The sequence below is a fragment of the Micromonospora arida genome (genome assembly GCF_003857035.1).
Classification (GTDB): domain Bacteria; phylum Actinomycetota; class Actinomycetes; order Mycobacteriales; family Micromonosporaceae; genus Micromonospora; species Micromonospora arida.
Genome location: NZ_QGSY01000113.1, coordinates 1 through 17,954 on the forward strand (window position 1 = coordinate 1; position 17,954 = coordinate 17,954).

Genomic DNA, 17,954 nt, shown 5'->3' on the forward strand with positions numbered 1-17,954 from the left:
GTTAGGGGGTGTAGTGCTGGTCGTGGGCCTGGCGGGGGGCGCAGACGGAGGCTCGGGAGCAGGAGCAGCGGGAGCCGTCGGCGTCCAGGCGTACCGTCACCGCGTCGCGGGGGACGCTGTGGCCGACGACCCGGCCGTCACCCTCAGGGGTGGAGACCCGACTGCCGACCGCCGGGGCGGTCTCCTGAAAGCGCTGGTACAGCGGGTGCTCGTACTTGAGGCAGCACATCAGCCGACCGCACGCGCCGGAGATGCGCAACGGGTTGAGCGGTAGGTCCTGGTCCTTCGCCATCCGGATGGTCACCGGCTCGAAGTCGGTGAGGAACGTGGCGCAGCACAGGTCCCGACCGCAGGAGCCGATGCCGCCCTGCACCCGTGCGGAGTCGCGTGCGGAGAGCTGACGCAGCTCCACCCGACAGTGCAGGGTCGCGCCCAGGTCGCGGACCAGGGACCGGAAGTCCACCCGGTGCGGGGCGGTGAAGTACACGGTGCTGCGCTCACCGCCGCTCTCGGCGGAGCCCAGCACATGGTCGACCGCCACCACCTTCATCGGCAGGCCGTGCGCGCGGATCAGCCGTTTCGCGGCCACCTTCGCCTCGGCCTTGCGCCGACGCAACGCCTCGTCCCGGAGGAGGTCGTCGTCACCGGCCAGCCCGACCAGGCGGGGGAAGCCGTCGGTCTCCTCGGTAACCCACTGCGCGGCCCACACGCACTCCGCCACCTCGGGCCCGTCATCGGTGGGCACCAGCACCCGGTCGCCCACCTGCGGACGCAACTCGCCCGGGTCGAGGTAGTAGAGCCGCCCGTACCGGTTGAAGCTGACCGCGCAGAGCATGCCCATCCCCCCACCCTACGACGGGTCACGGTGCAAGGCGCACCGGCCGGCTACGCCCCGCTGCCATTCATGACCGTCGACTTGACCTATTGCAGGGCGTCCCGTCGTGCCGTTGCTGCTCGCCCGGACGGTTGAATCCGGGGCCGGGCAGGAGACAAGACGGGCCTCGGCGGCGTTGAGTGGAGGCAGACCTGCGGGGGGTGCAGGGGGAAGACCACGGCGTCGCCGTGGACGCCGGCTCAGGTCAGGCGCCCACGAGCGACGCCGTGGCCTGTCCGGGGCAACACCGCCGCAGCCAGAGGACCGAGATCGGGGGCCACAGCGCCACGGCCGTAGGACCGAGGTCCGGGGCAACAGCGCCACGGCCGGAGGGCCGAGGTCCGGTTACCAGCCGACCCGGGTGGGCTGGTCGTAGCGAGGCCGCCCGTCCGTCGGCGGACGCCACGCGGTCTCGGCCAGGCTCGGCGCCCACTGACGCAGCAGCGTTTCCGCACCGTCGTACGCGACGCAGAGCACCGCCAGCACCCGTGCGGCGATCTCGGCGGCGTCGGCCACACCGGGCCCGACCGGCCCGGGGCGCGTCGACGGACCGGTGGCGGTGGCGGCGACCACGGCGACCGCTTCGGCCGAGCGGAGCACGTCGGCCAGGGTGCGGGCCAGCGCGAGTCGGCTGCCCTCCACCCAGTCGGCGAGGGCGTCGGCGTAACCGGCGGTGGATTCGAGTCGCCCGACCAGGCTGTCCGGCCCCTCGTCGAGGTGACGCAGCAGCGCCGCCCGCTGTTGCCCGTACGCCGTGGCGGCCGCACCGGACCAGAGCACCGAGTCGGTGAGCGCGGCGGAGACGTCGTCGTACCCCCGGACGAGCCGGCGCACCGCGTGGCCGGCGCTGGCGAGCGGCACCGGGTGCAGGTCGAGGAAGCCGCGAACCGCGTCGCCCGGCAGCACCTGCATGCGGCGCAGCAGCGGCCAGACCCGGTGCCCCTCGGGGACGCCGGCCGCGATCAGCCTGTCCACCCGGCGGAGCAGGTCGAGGCCGGGCTCGGCGAGCCGGTCCAGCGCGTCCATCACGGTTCCCCGATGAGCCGGCGGCGGGCCGCCCGGTCGACCTCGGCGTAGCGGTCGGCGGCCTCCCGCACGGCGGCCGCGGCGGCGGCCAGTCGACCGGCAGCGGCGCGGGCCTCACGGGCCCGGTCGTCGGTGGCGGTGGTCCACTGCCGGTGCAGCGCCCGACCGATCTCGCCCGGGCGGCCCGGTGCGTCGGCGCCGAACGCGGCATGGGCGGGATCGCTGGCGGTGACGGTGTGCGAAACGACGGTGAGCGTGGCGCTCGCCTCGTCCAGTCGGGCGGAGAGCGCGCGCAGTGTGTCCATTTCAGGCCCCCGCGAGCGGTCGGTAGGCGGCGAACGTCTCATTGTGCAGCTTTTCCCGGGCCCATTCGGCGGCGTCGGCCGCCGCGGTGACCGCGGCCTGCACGGAACCGGCCACGTCGCGGGGGCTGCGGGTGTGCAGCGGCCCGAGGAACCGGACGTCGGTGATCCGTCCACCGGCGGTGACCACCACCTCGACCAGACCGTCCGGCGAGCGGACGGTCACCTCGACGGTCGACACCGCCTGGTCGAACTCGGCCTGGAGGGACTCGATCCGGCGGTAGCGTCGCACCGCCTCCTCGATCCAGGCTTCGTCGATCTCCCCCCGCGGCATCGGCCGACTCCTCCCGGGTGATCCGTCACTCAGTGTGGTGCCACCGTTACCACGGCACACGGACCGTACCGCACCGCAATCGGACCTGTCGATGCCTGTGGACAACGGCCGGGAAGCGCGGGTCAGCCCTTCCAGAGGGCGAGCATCATCGCCTCGACCGCGATCCGCGGCTTGACGTTCGCCTCGATCGCCGCACGGCAGGCGAGCACGGCCTCCAAGCGGCGCAGCGCCCCCTCGGCGTCCCACTTCTGCGCGCCGGCGCCGGCCAGCGCGGCCGTGTCGGTGTGCACCGGGGCGACGGGTGCGCGCAGCGCCATGGTGAGCGCGTCCCGGTAGAAGCCCGCGAGGTCGACCAGCGCCCGGTCCAGTGCGTCCCGCTGGGCCCGGGTGGCCCGGGACTTCTGCCGCTTCTCCAGCTCCTTGAGCTGCCCGGCAGCGCCTCGCATGGCGCCGGCCGCGCCCCGGCCGGTGCCGCCCGCGCCGAGCGCGGTCTCCAGTGCCGCCCGCTCGGTCGTGTCGGCCTCGGTGACCGACGCGTCGGCCTCCGCCTCGGCCGCCTCGATCAGCGCCGACGCCGCGTCGAACGCCGCGCCGACCCCGGTCAACCGGCGGGGCACCCCGAGCACCGCCTCGCGTCGTTTGCGGGCCTCCGGGTCGCGGGCCAGCCTGCGGGCCCGACCCACGTGGCCCTGCGCGGCCGCCGCCGCCCACCGCGCCACGTCGGGGGCGATGCCGTCCCGACGAACCAGCACCTCGGCCACCGCGGCGGCCGGCGGCTGCCGCAGGGGTACGACCCGACAGCGCGACCGGATGGTCACCGAGATGTCGTCCGGGTGGGTGGACGGGGCGCAGAGCAGGAAGACCGTCCGCGGTGGGGGTTCCTCGATCGCCTTGAGCAGCGCGTTGCCGGCGGCCTCGGTGAGCCGGTCGGCGTCCTCGATGACCACCACCTGCCAGCGCCCGCCGGACGGGGTGCTGGCCGCGCGGAGCACCAGCGCGCGCATCTCGCCGACGCCGATGGAGAGCCCTTCCGGCACCACCATCCGCACGTCGGCGTGGCTGCCGCCCATTGTCGTGTGGCAACCGGGGCACTCACCGCAGCCGGTGCCGTGCACGCACTGGAGTGCGGCGGCGAACGCCCGTGCGGCGACCGAGCGGCCGGAGCCGGGTGGCCCGGTGAAGATCCACGCGTGCGTCATCCCGGCGGCCGGGTCCAGCCCGCCGGTCGCGGCGTCGTCGGCCGCGGACCCGTTACCACTGGCCGGGCCGGCGGTGACCAACGCGGCCGCGCCAGCACGCAGCACGGCGGCTGCCGCGGCGGCGGCGCGCCGCAGCTCGACCACCGCCTCGTCCTGACCGACCAGGTCGGCGAAGACGTCCGGCATCAGGTCTTGTGCTCCATCGTCACCAGCTCCGCGTCGGATAACTCAGGCTGCACCGAGGTGTCCGGGCCCTGCGCCGGCCGCGGGTGCACGATGCCGCCCGGCTTGCCGAGCATCTCCTCGACCCGCCGGACCACCAGCCCGGTGATCTCGTCGGCCGGCCGGGACGCGTCGAGCACCAGGTAGCGCTTCGGGTCGGCGGCGGCGAGGTCGAGGAACGCGTACCGGACGCGCTCGTGGAAGGCGATCGACTCGGCCTCCAGCCGGTCGGTGCCGGTGTTGCGCGAGGCCACCCGGGACAGGCCGGTGCGCGGTTCGACGTCCAGCAGCACCACCAGGTCGGGCTTGAGCCCACCGGTGGCCCAGGAGGAGAGCCAGGAGACCTCATCGACGGGCAGTGTCCGGCCGGCGCCCTGGTACGCCAGGGACGAGTCGACGTACCGGTCGCTGATCACCACGCCGCCCCGGACCAGCGCGGGCCGGACGACGGTGGCCACGTGGTGCGCCCGGTCGGCGGCGTACAGCAGCGCCTCGGCCCGGGGGGAGGGCGCGTCGTCGCCGGAGGTGTCCAGCACCAGCGACCGGATTCGCCGGCCGACGCCGGTGGCCCCCGGCTCGCGGGTGACCACTACCTCTCGGCCGTGACCGCGCAGCCGCTCGGAGAGCGCGGTGAGCTGGGTGGACTTCCCCGCGCCCTCGCCGCCCTCGAAGACCACGAAGAGCCCGGCGGAGACGAACGGCTCGGCGGGCATCAGCGGACGGCCCCGGATGGAGCCCCACAGGTCGGCGAGGACCGGGACGCCCTTCTTGTCGTCCATCTGGCCGAACGCGCTGATCCCGGCGAAGATGCCGGCGGCACCGGCGGCGAGCAGCAGCAGTCGGGTGGAGGAGACGGAGATGCCGAGGTCGGCGATCTCCAGCTTGCGCGAGCCACCGACGCCGACCAACACGCTGCTCAGCCCGATGGCCAGGATCAGCACCAGTCGGGTGCCGATCTGCACCACCGCGAAGACCCGGCCGCGCACCTCGTCGGCCACCTCCCCGCCCAGCAGCGTGGTGCCGGCCAGGAAGGCCATCCCGGCACCGGCGCCGACCAGCACCGCGCCGACGATCGCCATGGACAGGTGGATGGCGAAGGCGAGGGTCATCACGGCGGCGCTGGCCAGCACGATGCTCATGCCGAACCAGCGACGCCGGGACATCTCCTTGACGACCATCGGGCCGAGCCCGATGCCGAGCGCCAGACCGACGAAGATCGCGCCGAAGAGCAGCGAGAACGCGGCATCACCGGCGCCCAGTGAGTTGGCGAAGAACTTGGCAGTACCGACCACGATGCCGCCGCCGGCGAACGCGCCGAAGATGCCCAGCACCAGGCCGCGGACGAGCGGGGTCTGGCCGATGTACTTCCAGCCCTCGGAGAACTGCCGGAACATGCTCTGCTCGGCACGCTCCGCCTCGCCGCGCTGCGCCTCACTGATCTCCTTGATCCCGAATGCCACCACCAGTGCGGTGGCGAGCCGGGAGAAGGCGTTGAACCAGAGTGCGAGCTGGGCCGGCTCGGCCCAGGAGGGCAGGTCGCCGCCGACGGCACCACGGACGCCACGGTCGAGCACGGCGAGGCCGATGGCGGCGGCGACCGGGGTGAGGCCGTAGGTGGTGATCAGGGTGAGCTGGTTGGCCGCCTCCAGCCGGGCCCGCGGGATCAGGTTCGGGACCGCGGCCTCCTTGGCCGGGATCCAGAGCAGGGTGAGCGACTCGATCAGGAAGGTGGCGATCAGCGCCCAGCCGACCACCAGGCCGCCCGCGGCGCCGCTGAGGGCGTAGAGCGGAATGGAGGCGAAGAGCACGAAGCGCAGCAGGTCACAGATGACCATCGTCCAGCGCCGGTCGAACCGGTCGGCGAAGACGCCGGCCACCGGGCCGAGCACCAGCGCGGGCAGCAGCCGGATCGCGGTGACCCCGCCGAACGCGGCGCCCTGGGCGGTGCTGCCCTGCACCTGCGAGGCGGCGAAGAGTGCGGTGGCCAGGAGGCCGAGCCAGTCACCGAAGGAGGCGGCGCCGAGCACGATCCAGAGCCGGCGGAACGGCCGGATGCGCAGGACGGATCGGATCGCGGCATAACCGGACGGATCAACCTGCCCGCCGTTGGGCTGCTTGGCGGCGTTGCCCGACTGGTCACCCGAGCGCGACACGCCGGGCGACTCGCCGCTGTTCTGGCTTTCGATGGCCGTACCTCCACGTGCCGGCCCATCGCTGGGCACCTCCGGTGCAACACTCTAGACCCGGTGGGGGCCACCCCCCGGGCGACATTCTCCTGCTCGCTGAGCCTAGGCCGCCGAAGGTACCGACCGCAGCCCGGACGTACGCGAGGGTATTTCGCATTCTCCGTCAGACAGTTAGCGTGCAGACGTGGCCATCGAAAGCGACAAACTTCGCGAGCGCCTGGATCGGGCGACTGCCCACCTCGACCCCCCGTACGCGGTGGTCGACCTCACTGCCTTCGACGCCAATTCGGTCGCCCTGGCCGAGCGCGCCGCGGGAAAACCGGTCCGCCTCGCCAGCAAGTCGGTCCGCAGCAGGGAGTTGATCGGTCGAGCCCTCGCGCGGCCCGGCTGGCAGGGCGTGATGGCGTTCACAGTGCCCGAGGCGATCTGGCTGGTCCGCGCCGGCGTCAGCGACGACGTGCTGGTCGCGTACCCGAGCGCGGACCGGGCCGCCCTCGCCGAGCTGGGCGCCGACCCGACGCTCGCCGCCGCGATCACCCTGATGATCGACGGCACTGGCCAACTCGACCTCATCGACGCCATCACGGCACCGGGGCAACGCGCCGAGCTACGGCTCTGCCTGGATCTGGACGCCTCCTGGCGACCGCTGCGCGGTCGGGTGCATGTCGGCGTCCGCCGCTCACCGGTGCACAGCGCACGGGCGGCCGGCGCGCTCGCCGCCGCCGTCGCCGGTCGGCCCGGCTTCCGGCTGGTCGGGCTGATGTCGTACGAGGCGCAGATCGCCGGCCTGGGCGACGCGCCGCCGGGGCAGACGCTGCTGGCCGGCGCGATCAGGCTGGCCCAGCGCGGGTCGTACCGCGAGTTGCTGGCCCGCCGTGGCGCGGCGGTCGCCGCGGTACGCGAGCACGCCGACCTGAAGTTCGTCAACGGCGGCGGCACCGGCAGCGTGGCCGCGACCAGCGCCGATCCCGCGGTCACCGAGGTCACCGCGGGATCGGGCCTGTACGGGCCGACCCTGTTCGACGCGTACCGCGCCTGGCGGCCCACCCCTGCGGCGTTCTTCGCCTGCACGGTGGTCCGCCGACCGACGCCGGAGCTGGCGACGGTGCTCGGCGGTGGCTGGATCGCCTCCGGCCCGGCCGCCGACAGTCGACTGCCCCGGCCGTGGCTACCGGCGGGGCTGAAGCTCGTCGGCACCGAGGGCGCCGGCGAGGTGCAGACTCCGCTGTCCGGAGCGGCGGCGGCCGGGCTGAACGTCGGCGACCGGGTGTGGTTCCGGCACGCCAAGGCAGGTGAGCTGTGTGAACGGATCAACGAGCTGCACCTGATCGAGGGGGACGCGGTGGTGGCGACGGTGCCCACCTACCGGGGTGAGGGGCAGGCCTTCCTCTGAGACCGGACAGCCGCCCTCACCGCCGGTCGGGCCCGCGCCCACGCCGACTCAGGCCGGTTGGGGCGCCTCAGCATGCTTGCCGACGGTGGACCGGCCGTTGTCCGAGCCGTCCACCTGGCGGTGCAGGTACTCCCGGATCAACGCCTTCGCCTCCAGCAGCACCCGCTCGTCGCCCTCGGGCTTCCGGCGGAACGCGAGCTTGATCAGCGCGTCCGCCGCCTCGACCGCGATCTCCAGCACGAAGCGCAGCTTGGGCACGTCGGTGAGCCCGAAACGCTCGGTGAGCACCCGGGCCAACTGGTCGGCGATCACGCCGTTGTTGTCCCGCTGCTCGTCGAGCAGGTGCAGGTCGACCACGTCGCCGAAGTGCAGGGTACGGAAGCCGGGGACGGTGCGGTGCATCGTGATGTACTCGTCGATGCCCGCGTCGACGCCGTCCCACCAGTGGGTCATCTCGTCGGAGGCGAACCGCTCGTCGAGGCGCTGGAGGTAGGACTCCATGGTCCGCAGGGTCAACGCCTGCACGATCGCCCGCTTGTCCGGAAAGAACTGGTAGACCGACCCGATCGCCACCTCGGCCCGCTCGGCGAGCAGGGTGGTGGTCAGCCCTTCGTACCCCACCTCGTCGACGAGTTCGGCGCAGGCATCCAACATGCGCTGTACCCGCGCGACACTTCGACCTTGCACCGGTACGCGGCGCAGCGGCCCGGTCGTGGCGGCTGGTGTGGACACTCTGCGCCACCCCCCTTCGACGGATGAACATATCTCCACGTCACGAGTCCGTGACTACCGGTACAACGAGCGGATCGCAATTGCGGTATTTACCAGCTAGAACGTTCCTGATATGAAGTCAGTTCATATTCATGAATGAGGAGCGCGCATGGTCCGCACCGCACCGCTCGGGGCTGGATGGTCCAACTGGGCCGGGAACCAGCGTGGCAGCGCCAGCGCGATCCTGCGCCCAGGCTCGCCGACCGACGTCGCAGAAGCCGTCAGATCTGCCGCCGCCGACGGCGGTCGGATCCGGGTGACGGGCAGCGGCCACTCGTTCACCGCCGTCGCGCTCGCCGACGACCGTCGGATGGATCTGTCCGACCTGGACACCTTGGTCAGCGTGGACGTCGCACACCGACTGGTCACCGTGCCTGCGGGAATGACCCTGCACGCGCTCAACGGCCTGCTCGCCCGACACGGCCTCGCGCTGCCCAACCTCGGTGACATCGACGCGCAGACCGTCGCCGGGGCGATCTCCACCGGCACCCACGGCACCGGAGCCGGCTACGGGTGCCTCTCCACCTTCGTCGAGGCGATCACGATGGTCACCGGCACCGGCGAGGTGTTGCGCTGCTCCGCCGACGAGCATCCCGACGTCCTCGCCGCCGCCCGGGTGTCACTCGGCGCGCTCGGCGTCCTGGTCGAGGTGACCCTGCGCTGCGTGGACGCCTTCGTCCTGCGCGCCCACGAACGACCGGCCGAACTGGCCGACGTGCTCGGCGAACTGCCCGAGCTGATCGGCCGGCACGACCACGTCGAGTTCTACTGGTTCCCGTACACGTCGCGGGTCCAGGTCAAGGCCAACGACCGCGTAACCGCCAACGACCGGCCGCTGTCCCGCTGGCGCGGCTGGGTGGACGACGACTTCCTGTCCAACCGGGTCTTCGCCGGGGCCTGTCGACTCGGCCGGGCCGTGCCCGCGCTGGCCCCGGGGATCAGCGCGGTCTCCGCCCGCGCCCTCACCGAACGCCAGTACACCGGCCGCTCCGACCGGGTCTTCTGCACGCCGCGCCGGGTCCGCTTCGTGGAGATGGAGTACGGCCTGCCCCGCGAGGCGTTGCCCGAGGCGCTCGCCGCGCTCCAGCGGATCGTGGACGGCCTGCCGTTCAAGGTGCTCTTCCCCGTGGAGGTGCGGTTCACCGCCGCCGACGACATCTGGCTGTCGCACGGCTACGGCCGGGACAACGCCTACATCGCCGTGCACCAGTACGTCGGCATGCCGTACGAGCCGTACTTCCGGGCCTTCGAGCAGGTGGCCGCCGGGCTGGGCGGTCGCCCGCACTGGGGCAAGCTGCACTACCGCGACGCCGCCTCGCTGGCCACGGCGTACCCCCGCTTCGCGGACTTCCAGGCCGTCCGCGACCGGCTCGACCCCCACCGCGTCTTCACCAACCCCCACCTGACCCACGTCCTCGGGGTCTGACGGGCTTCCGTCGGCGCCCGCCAGCCGCGAGGTGTCGGTGGCCGGGATGGATCGAGGCTGTCGAGCCGGAAAACAGCAGCCATAACCAGATCTTGGACAGTTTCCGTTCCGACGGAACGGAAACTGTCCAAGATCTGAATAGACCAGGGGCGGCGGGCGGGCTACTCCGTGCTGGTCGCGGCCTTGCGCGGGGCGGCCTTCTTGGCCGGAGCCTTCTTCGCTGCCGTCGTCTTGGCAGTGGTCGTCTTCTTCGCGGCCGTGGACTTGCTGGCAGCCGCCGTCTTCTTGGTGGCCGTGGCCTTCTTCGCAGGCGCCTTCTTCGCCGCCGCCTTCTTCCGCGGCGCCGGACCCTTCGCCCGCTTCTCGGCCAACATCTCGGACGCTTCCTCGATGGTCAGCGCCTCCGGCGTCTGCCCGCGCCGCAGCGACGCGTTGAACTCCCCGTCGGTCACGTACGGGCCGAACCGGCCGTCCTTGATCACCAACGGCTTCTCGCTCGCCGGGTCCACGCCCATCTCGCGCAACGGGGGTGCCGCGGCTCGCCGTCCACGGGCCTTCGGGGCGGCCAGCAGAGCCAGCGCCTCGTCCAGGCCAACCGTGAACATCTGATCCTCGGACTCCAGCGAACGGAACTCCTCGCCCCGCTTGACGTACGGGCCGTAGCGACCGTTGTTCGCGAAGACCTCGACGCCGTCCGGCGCGACACCGATCAGCCGGGGAAGGCTGAGCAGCTTGAGCGCCTCCTCCAGGGTCAGCGAGTCCGGGGTCTGCGTACGCAGCAGCGAGGACTTCCGCTCGCCGCTGGACACGTACGGGCCGAACCGGCCGGACTTGAGCACGATCGGCTCGCCGGTGCCGGGGTCGTCGCCGAGCTTGCGCTCGCCGCTGCCGCCCAGGAACAGCTCGTGCACCTTCTCCGGGGTCAGCTCGTCCGGGGCCAGGCCCTCGGGGATCGGCGCCCGGTCACCCTGGGTGCCACCCTCCTCGCCCTCGGCGGCCGGTGCCGGCTGCTCACCGCCGGGCAGTTCACGTTGCAGGTACGGCCCGTAGCGGCCGACCCGCACGACGACCTCGCGGCCGTCGTCGTCGGTGAAGAGCGGGATGGAGTTGACGCTGCGGGCGTCGATGTCGCTGAGGTTCTCGGTGACCAGCTTCTTGAGCCCACCGGAACGGGCGATGTCCTGGTCGCCGGCACCGTTGGAGCTGCCGAAGTAGAACGCCGTGAGGAAGTCGACCGCAGCGTGGTCACCGCCGGCGATCTCGTCCAGCTCGTTCTCCATGGTGGCCGTGAAGTCGTAGTCGATCAGGCGGGGGTAGTGCCGCTCCATCAGCCCGATCACCGCGAAGGCCAGGAACGTCGGGATCATCGCCTGCCCGCGCTTGGTGACGTACCCCCGGTCCTGGATCGTCTGCATGATCGACGCGTAGGTCGACGGGCGGCCGATGCCCAGCTCTTCCAGGGCCTTCACCAGCGACGCTTCGGTGTAGCGCGACGGCGGCTGGGTGTGGTGGCCCTGGGCGGCCAGCTCGTCGGCGGTCAGCGGCTGGTCCTTGACCAGGGTGGGCAGCCGGCGCTCGGCGTCCTCGGCCTCGGCGTTCTCGTCGTCGCTGGACTCGACGTAGGCGCGCAGGAAGCCCGGGTCGGTGATGGTCTTGCCGGTCGCGCCGAAGTCGGCTTCCTCCTGCGAGGTGGAGACCGCCCGGATGCGCACCGAGACGCTGGAGCCGACCGCGTCGGTCATCTGCGAGGCGATGGTGCGCCGCCAGATCAGCTCGTAGAGCTTGAACTCCTCGGCCGACAGCTCCTTGGCCACCTCGCCCGGGGTGCGGAAGTTGTCCCCCGCCGGGCGGATCGCCTCGTGTGCCTCCTGCGCGTTCTTCACCTTGCCGGTGTAGCGGCGCGGCTCCGGCGGCACGCTGCGCTCGCCGTACAGCTCGACGATCTGCCGGCGGGCCGCCGAGATGGCGGTCTCCGACAGGTTGACCGAGTCGGTACGCATATAGGTGATGTAGCCGTTCTCGTACAGGCGCTGCGCGGTGCGCATCGTCTGCTGCGAGGACAGGCGCAGCTTGCGGGCCGCCTCCTGCTGGAGGGTCGAGGTGATGAACGGCGCGTACGGGCGACGGCGGTAGGGCTTCTCCTCGACCCGGGTGACGGTGAACGGCCGCCCCTCCAGTCGGGCCGCGAGACCCCGGGCACCACTCTCGTCGAGGTGCACGACGCCAGCACCGGCCCGGACGCGACCGGTGGTCGGCTCGAAGTCCTTACCGGTGGCGATCCGGTCGCCGTTCAGGGCGATCAGGGTCGCATTGAAGTTTCGTGGCCCCTCGCCGGCGTTCGCCACGGCAAGGGTGGCCAGGATGTCCCAGTACTCGGCGGTGCGGAAGGCCATCCGCTGCCGCTCCCGCTCGACCACGATGCGGGTCGCCACGGACTGCACCCGGCCAGCCGAGAGCCGCGGCATGACCTTCTTCCACAGCACCGGGGAGACCTCGTAGCCGTAGAGCCGGTCGAGGATCCGGCGGGCCTCCTGGGCGTCGACCAGGTCGCGGTCGATCTCCCGGGGGTTGGCCACCGCAGCCTGGATCGCCGGCTTGGTGATCTCGTGGAAGACCATCCGCTTGACCGGCACCTTGGGCTTCAGCGTCTCGACCAGGTGCCAGGCGATGGCCTCGCCCTCGCGGTCCTCATCCGTCGCCAGGAAGATCTCGTCGACCTCCTTGGCCAGCTTGACCAGCTTGCTGATCTGCTGCTTACGGTCGGCGGAGACGACGTAGAGCGCCTGGAAGCCGTTGTCGACGTCCACCCCGAGCCGGGCCCAGGGCTCCTTCTTGTATTTGGCCGGCACATCGGCGGCGTTGCGCGGCAGGTCGCGGACGTGACCGAAGCTGGCCTCCACGACGTACCCCGGGCCAAGGTAGCCCGAGATCGTCTTGGCCTTCGCCGGTGACTCGACGATGACCAGACGGGTGGTTCCAGCGTTGCTCGGCACGTCTCTCCCCGACCTCACTCCTGCTCGTGGCCCGCCGGCGCCCGGACAGCGACCGCTTTCGACCCCGCCGTCGCACCGGCGGTCCGGATGTCCAACGTAACGCGCCGCCCGCGTTTCGGGTTTCGCGGGCCGCAAACCGCTTCGACGCGGCGGTCGACACCGCCCCGCCGCGCTCGGCACTGCCGGACGGCGCCACCGTACACCGTGGGTAGGGCTCGAAGCGGGTCACTGTGACGATGGCGGACCCATGGGCGAGGCCCGACACGCCCGTTTTCCGCTTGGATCGACCCGCCGGCTGTCCGGCACCGGACACCCGACCGGCACCACCGACCTGGGCGGAATGACCGATTCAGGAGCGGGTTGGCCAGGCGTTGGTGGGCGCGGCGCGCGGTGGTTGGCCTACCAGCTCGGCGAGCCGCGCCAACCGGCGACGGCCGGTGATCCGGTACGCCGGGCCGCCCTCACTCGGACCGAGCAGCGGCCCAGCCAGCCCCGCCGAGGCAAGCGCCACGCCGATCGGCTCCCAACACTCCTGGTCGTCGGCACCCAGCCGCAACAGGAAGCAGTCCGGAGGCTCCGGCGTCCCCGCGGCGGCGAGCCACAGCCGCAACCGTCGACCGGTCAGGTGGAACGCGGCCGGCGGGCGTTTCGTCGTACCGTGCAGCCAAGCGGCCGCGAGCGGCTTCAAGACCCGGGTGTACGACGTACGAACGGCGTGTCGCTCGCCCTCGGTCGGCTGCCAGCTCGCCGCCAGCCCCCGCGACGCCAGCTCGGCGACGAGCACGTGGACCCGCCAGGCGGCGTCCACCTGCACCGAGAGCCGGGCGGTGCCGCCCATCCGGACCACCTCGCCCGGCCCGGCGAGCAGCCCGGCCAGGTCGGCGACGGTCGGTTCGGCCGCGTCCGCGCCGAAGAAGACAAGTTGCCGGCCCGCGTCGTCACCCTGGGACGGGCCCTGCTGGGGGAAACCCGGCCGCGCCGGCCCGTGCTGCCCCGGGCCGCTCTGCGGCGCGCCGTCGCGGGACGGGCCGGTCTGCGCCGGGCCGGTCTGCGGCGCGCCGCCGCGGCGTCGCCCGGGAGTGGGCGTGTCGGACTCGGGCGCGGGGAACAGCGCCGGGGGCGGCTGCGCCTTCCCGGTGTCACCGAACCCGCTCAGCGACACTCCGGCACCTCGTCGAATGCCTGTTTCAACTCCTCGGAGTTGAGCTTGCTGGTGTCCAGCGCGCTGGCGTCGTACTCCTTGTTGAGGGTCTCCACGGCGGCCCGCACGCCGTCGTAGAAGACGGTCGGCTCTCCGGTGCCCAGGCCGTCGATGGTGTCCCGGGCACGGCCGTACGCGTCCCGCATCTTCCCCAGGGAGCTACGGAAACCAGCGGAGATGGCCTCGCCGTTCTCCGCCTCCGGGACGCCCGCCTTCTCCACCTTGCGGCGCGCGGCCTCGCTGGCCTGCTCCGCCCCATCGAAGAGCCGCACCAGGTTCTCCTTGGCCTGCGCCGGCGTGGTCTGCGCGGTCATCTGCTCGTCCGTGCTGCTGGTCAGCTTGTTGATCTCGGAGCGCCACGGGGTGAGGGCGCCGCAGACTGATGCCGCCCAGGCCCGTGGGCTGGGACCCCCGCCGCAGCCGGCCAGAACGACGATCGTGGCCAGGACCACCGTGAGCTTTCCGGCGGCAGACGCCCGGCACGTACGCATGCGTTGCAGCGTACGGCCTTTGGCCAGGCGTGGCATCGGGCCGTTCCTGGATCAGGCGTTGACCGTCTCCGGGCGGTGATCGGTGCTGCCCGCGCCGGTGTTGCCATCGGCGTCCGAGTCGGACATCGCGATGCCCTTGCGCTTGCTGAACACCACCGACGCCACGATGATCAGCGTCGCGACCAGCGCGATGCCGACCCGCAGGCCGACGTTGCGGTCGTCGCCGACGCTCCAGGCCACCACGGCGGGTGCGATCAGCAGCGAGACCAGGTTCATCACCTTGATCAGCGGGTTGATCGCCGGGCCGGCGGTGTCCTTGAACGGGTCGCCGACGGTGTCGCCGATGACCGTGGCGGCGTGCGACTCGGAGCCCTTTCCGCCGTACGCGCCATCCTCGACCAGCTTCTTGGCGTTGTCCCAGGCCCCACCGGAGTTGGACAGGAACACCGCCATCAGCGTGCCGGCACCGATCGCACCGGCCAGGTACGCAGCCAGCGCGCCGGGCCCGAGGCCGAAGCCGACAGCGATCGGCGCCAGGATGGCGAGCAGGCCGGGGGTCATCAGCTCGCGCTGCGCGTCCCGGGTGCAGATGTCGACGACCTTGCCGTACTCCGGGCGCTGGGTGCCGTCCATGATGCCGGGCAGCTCACGGAACTGCCGGCGGACCTCCATCACCACGGCACCGGCCGAGCGGGACACCGCGTTGATGGCCAACCCGGAGAAGAGGAAGACCACCGCCGCGCCGATGATCAGGCCGACCAGGTTGCGCGGGTTCGCCACGTTCAGCGAGTTGAGGATCTCGTTGCCGACGTCGCCGACGCCAGCCGTCGCGTACGCGCTGCGGAGCGAGTCGGTGTACGAGCCGAACAGCGCGGTCGCCGCGAGCACCGCCGTGGCGATCGCGATGCCCTTGGTGATCGCCTTGGTGGTGTTGCCGACGGCGTCCAGCTCGGTGAGGGTGCGAGCGCCGTGCTCGTCGAGGTCACCGGACATCTCTGCGATGCCCTGGGCGTTGTCGGAGATCGGCCCGAAGGTGTCCATCGCCACGATCACGCCGACCGTGGTGAGCAGGCCGGTGCCGGCCAGCGCCACCGCGAACAGCGACAGCGTGATGGAGCTGCCGCCGAGGAGGAACGCCCCGAAGACGCCGGCGCCGATCAGCAGGGCCGAGTAGACCGCCGACTCCAGGCCGATGCTGATGCCGGCCAGGATCACGGTGGCCGCACCGGTCTGCGAGCTCTTGCCGATGTCCTGCACCGGTCGCCGGTTGGTCTCGGTGAAGTAGCCGGTCAGCGCCTGGATCGCGGCGGCCAGCACGATACCGATCACCACTGCGCCGATGGCCACCAGCCGGGGGTTACCGGGCGCGTCGGTGAGCCCGCTGTCGAACTCGCCGAAAGTCGCCGGGAGGTACGCGAAGGCGGCGATCGCCACCAGCACCGCGGAGAGCACCGCCGACAGGTAGAAGGCCCGGTTGATCGCGGTCAGGGCGTTGCGGTCGGTAGCGCGCAGCCGGGTGATGAAGACGCCGACGATCGCGATCAGCACGCCGATGGTGGAGATGATCAGCGGGAAGACGAGGCCCTCCTCGCCGAACGCGGCGCGGCCGAGGATCAGTGCGGCGACCAGCGTCACCGCGTACGACTCGAACAGGTCGGCGGCCATGCCGGCGCAGTCACCGACGTTGTCGCCCACGTTGTCGGCGATGGTGGCGGCGTTGCGCGGGTCATCCTCGGGGATGCCCTGCTCGACCTTGCCGACCAGGTCGGCGCCGACGTCGGCGGCCTTGGTGAAGATGCCGCCGCCGACCCGCATGAACATCGCGAGCAGCGCGGCGCCGAAGCCGAAGCCCTCGAGCACTGTCGGCGCGTCACCCCGGTAGATCAGAACGACAAGCGCGGCACCGAAGAGGCCAAGGCCGACGGTGAAGAAGCCGACGACGCCGCCGGTCCGGAAGGCGATCTTCATGGCCGCCTCACGGCCGCCTGCCCGCTCCCGCGCGGCGGCTGCCACCCGCAGGTTGGCTCTGGTGGCCAGCCACATGCCGGCGCCACCGATGAACGCGCTGAACAGGGCGCCCACCACGAAGAAGAGTGAGCGGCCGATCTTCACCGCGAGCTCACTGCCATCGGTGTCGTGCACCGGAAGCAGGAAGAGCAGCACTACGGCGATGACGACGAAGATCGCCAGGGTGCGGAACTGGCGGAGCAGGTAGGCCGAGGCGCCCTCCTGGACGGCCCCCGAGATCTCCTGCATTTTCTCGGTGCCCTTACCAGCGGCCAGCACCGTTTTCGTGAGGGCGGCAGCAAAACCGAGCGCCACCAGCGCGACGACCGCGGCGATGACGACGTAGGTCACGTTGCTTCCGGTAAGGGAAAGCCCGCCGCCGTCGGCGGCCAAGGTCTCGGACATCTGTGTCCTCCTGTTACCGAACAATCGCGCCGGTGAGTGGAGACGCACTGACCGACGCCTGGATGCGGACTCGCAAGCGCGCGCCAACCCACCAGCGGACCAGCGATGAACACCCATACCCGCTGGCTGCGGGATAGGTCACTTGCTGACAACCCGGGTACTGTAGCCCTCCGCAGTGTTGGAGGTCACACCCAGGTGGCACCGTGTCGCGATGATCTTCGTCGCTGTGTTATGAAACGAAATCTGATATAGGGCCCGATCCATGCAAAGAAGGCCGCATCCCCAGCAGGGGACGCGGCCTACGCAGCGGAACTCGTCAGCGGCCGACCGGCCACACCATCCGCACCTCGGTGCCGATGCCCTCGTCGACCGGGCGCACCTGGAGGTCCTCGACGAAACCGGCGAGCAGCGCGAAGCCCACGCCGGTGGTCAGCGCCTCATCGGTCAGCGACTCGTTGGCCAGCTCGTCCGGCGGCAGCGCGGTCAGACCGATACCCGCCTCGATCGGCGCCCGGTCCACCACCCGCACGGCGTACGAGCCACCATCGGACATCTCCACCAGCACCGGGTCGGCCAGGCCGTACTGCCGGTGCAGGGCCACCGCGCGCGTGCACGCCTCACCGATGGCCAGGCGCACCTCGTCCAGCAGGTCCTCCCGCACCCCGGCCCGCCGGGCGACGGCGACGCCGACCAGCCGGGCGGTGCGCACGTGCACCGGAGCGGGCGAGAACGAAAGCTTGACTGTCGCCATCACGCGCCGGCGCCCGCCGAGTCGGCGCTGATCGCCGCGTCGACCGTCGGATGCAGCGGAAACACCTGGTCCAACGCGGTGATCCGGAAGATCTTGAGCAACGGCTCCTTGTCGCAGACCAGCGCGAACGAACCGCTCGCCGAGCGGAGCCGCTTGAGCGCACCGACCAGAACGCCCAGCCCGGTGGAGTCGAGGAAATCCACCCGACCGAGGTCCACCACCACGTGACGGGCGCCACCGTCGATCAGTTCGAGGAGTCGTTCACGGAGCCGGGGCGCGGTGTAGACGTCCACCTCACCACCAACCTCGAGCACCGTGTGCTCACCCACGGTGCGGGTCGCCAGTGACAGCTCCATCGGTCCTCCTCGCAAGA

15 protein-coding genes are annotated in these 17,954 nt (G+C 71.7%); 2 read left to right on the top strand and 13 right to left on the bottom strand.

The window, feature by feature from the left end:
* Position 1: 1 nt before the first annotated feature.
* From DLJ58_RS05800 to tmk, 6 genes are all read right to left on the bottom strand, one after another.
* Positions 2 to 841, bottom strand: a complete 840-nt coding sequence (locus DLJ58_RS05800; protein WP_124854204.1) for a PSP1 domain-containing protein — start codon at positions 839 to 841, stop codon at positions 2 to 4.
* Positions 842 to 1,219: 378 nt separating this feature from the next.
* Positions 1,220 to 1,900, bottom strand: a complete 681-nt coding sequence (locus tag DLJ58_RS05805; RefSeq protein ID WP_124854205.1) for a hypothetical protein — start codon at positions 1,898 to 1,900, stop codon at positions 1,220 to 1,222.
* Positions 1,900 to 2,205, bottom strand: a complete 306-nt coding sequence (locus DLJ58_RS05810) for a type VII secretion target (protein WP_124854206.1) — start codon at positions 2,203 to 2,205, stop codon at positions 1,900 to 1,902. The genes DLJ58_RS05805 and DLJ58_RS05810 overlap by 1 nt, the downstream gene beginning before the upstream one ends.
* 1 nt (position 2,206) lies before the next feature.
* Positions 2,207 to 2,536, bottom strand: a complete 330-nt coding sequence (locus DLJ58_RS05815) for a YbaB/EbfC family nucleoid-associated protein (protein ID WP_007454690.1) — start codon at positions 2,534 to 2,536, stop codon at positions 2,207 to 2,209.
* 122 nt (positions 2,537 to 2,658) lie between these two features.
* Complete coding sequence (locus DLJ58_RS05820; RefSeq protein ID WP_124854207.1) at positions 2,659 to 3,921, bottom strand: DNA polymerase III subunit delta'; 1,263 nt, start codon at positions 3,919 to 3,921, stop codon at positions 2,659 to 2,661.
* Positions 3,921 to 6,011 carry a dTMP kinase gene (gene tmk / locus DLJ58_RS05825; RefSeq protein WP_279635838.1) on the bottom strand — a complete coding sequence of 697 codons (2,091 nt, stop codon included), beginning with the start codon at positions 6,009 to 6,011 and terminating at the stop codon, positions 3,921 to 3,923. The genes DLJ58_RS05820 and tmk overlap by 1 nt, the downstream gene beginning before the upstream one ends.
* A 316-nt stretch (positions 6,012 to 6,327) precedes the next feature.
* Between tmk and DLJ58_RS05830 the strand changes: the two genes are divergently transcribed.
* Positions 6,328 to 7,536, top strand: coding sequence for an amino acid deaminase/aldolase (locus DLJ58_RS05830; protein WP_124854208.1), 1,209 nt, complete (start codon positions 6,328 to 6,330; stop codon positions 7,534 to 7,536).
* A 48-nt stretch (positions 7,537 to 7,584) separates the two neighbouring features.
* Here the strand turns inward: DLJ58_RS05830 and DLJ58_RS05835 are convergent, their stop codons facing one another.
* Positions 7,585 to 8,190: a TetR/AcrR family transcriptional regulator gene (locus DLJ58_RS05835; RefSeq protein ID WP_124854209.1), complete on the bottom strand. Its 606-nt coding sequence runs from the start codon at positions 8,188 to 8,190 to the stop codon at positions 7,585 to 7,587.
* Between the two features lie 226 nt (positions 8,191 to 8,416).
* Between DLJ58_RS05835 and DLJ58_RS05840 the strand changes: the two genes are divergently transcribed.
* Positions 8,417 to 9,733: a D-arabinono-1,4-lactone oxidase gene (locus DLJ58_RS05840; RefSeq protein WP_124854210.1), complete on the top strand. Its 1,317-nt coding sequence runs from the start codon at positions 8,417 to 8,419 to the stop codon at positions 9,731 to 9,733.
* Positions 9,734 to 9,894: 161 nt separating this feature from the next.
* On the opposite strand, the gene topA is transcribed toward DLJ58_RS05840, so the two are convergent.
* From topA to DLJ58_RS05870, 6 genes are all read right to left on the bottom strand, one after another.
* Complete coding sequence (gene topA / locus DLJ58_RS05845; protein ID WP_124854211.1) at positions 9,895 to 12,726, bottom strand: type I DNA topoisomerase; 2,832 nt, start codon at positions 12,724 to 12,726, stop codon at positions 9,895 to 9,897.
* Between the two features lie 349 nt (positions 12,727 to 13,075).
* Positions 13,076 to 13,888 (bottom strand): hypothetical protein, encoded by an 813-nt coding sequence (locus tag DLJ58_RS05850; protein ID WP_124854212.1) that lies wholly within the window; start codon positions 13,886 to 13,888, stop codon positions 13,076 to 13,078.
* Positions 13,879 to 14,418, bottom strand: coding sequence for a hypothetical protein (locus DLJ58_RS05855; protein WP_124854213.1), 540 nt, complete (start codon positions 14,416 to 14,418; stop codon positions 13,879 to 13,881). Before DLJ58_RS05855 ends, DLJ58_RS05850 begins: the two co-directional genes overlap by 10 nt.
* A 51-nt stretch (positions 14,419 to 14,469) precedes the next feature.
* A complete protein-coding gene (locus tag DLJ58_RS05860) occupies positions 14,470 to 16,830 on the bottom strand; it encodes a sodium-translocating pyrophosphatase (protein WP_124854214.1) in 2,361 nt (786 codons plus the stop codon).
* Positions 16,831 to 17,146: 316 nt separating this feature from the next.
* Positions 17,147 to 17,584, bottom strand: coding sequence for an ATP-binding protein (locus tag DLJ58_RS05865; RefSeq protein ID WP_030334228.1), 438 nt, complete (start codon positions 17,582 to 17,584; stop codon positions 17,147 to 17,149).
* The gene (locus DLJ58_RS05870) at positions 17,581 to 17,937 is read right to left on the bottom strand and encodes an STAS domain-containing protein (RefSeq protein ID WP_091395433.1); all 357 of its coding nucleotides are present in this window, start codon (positions 17,935 to 17,937) and stop codon (positions 17,581 to 17,583) included. The genes DLJ58_RS05865 and DLJ58_RS05870 overlap by 4 nt, the downstream gene beginning before the upstream one ends.
* Positions 17,938 to 17,954: the final 17 nt, after the last annotated feature.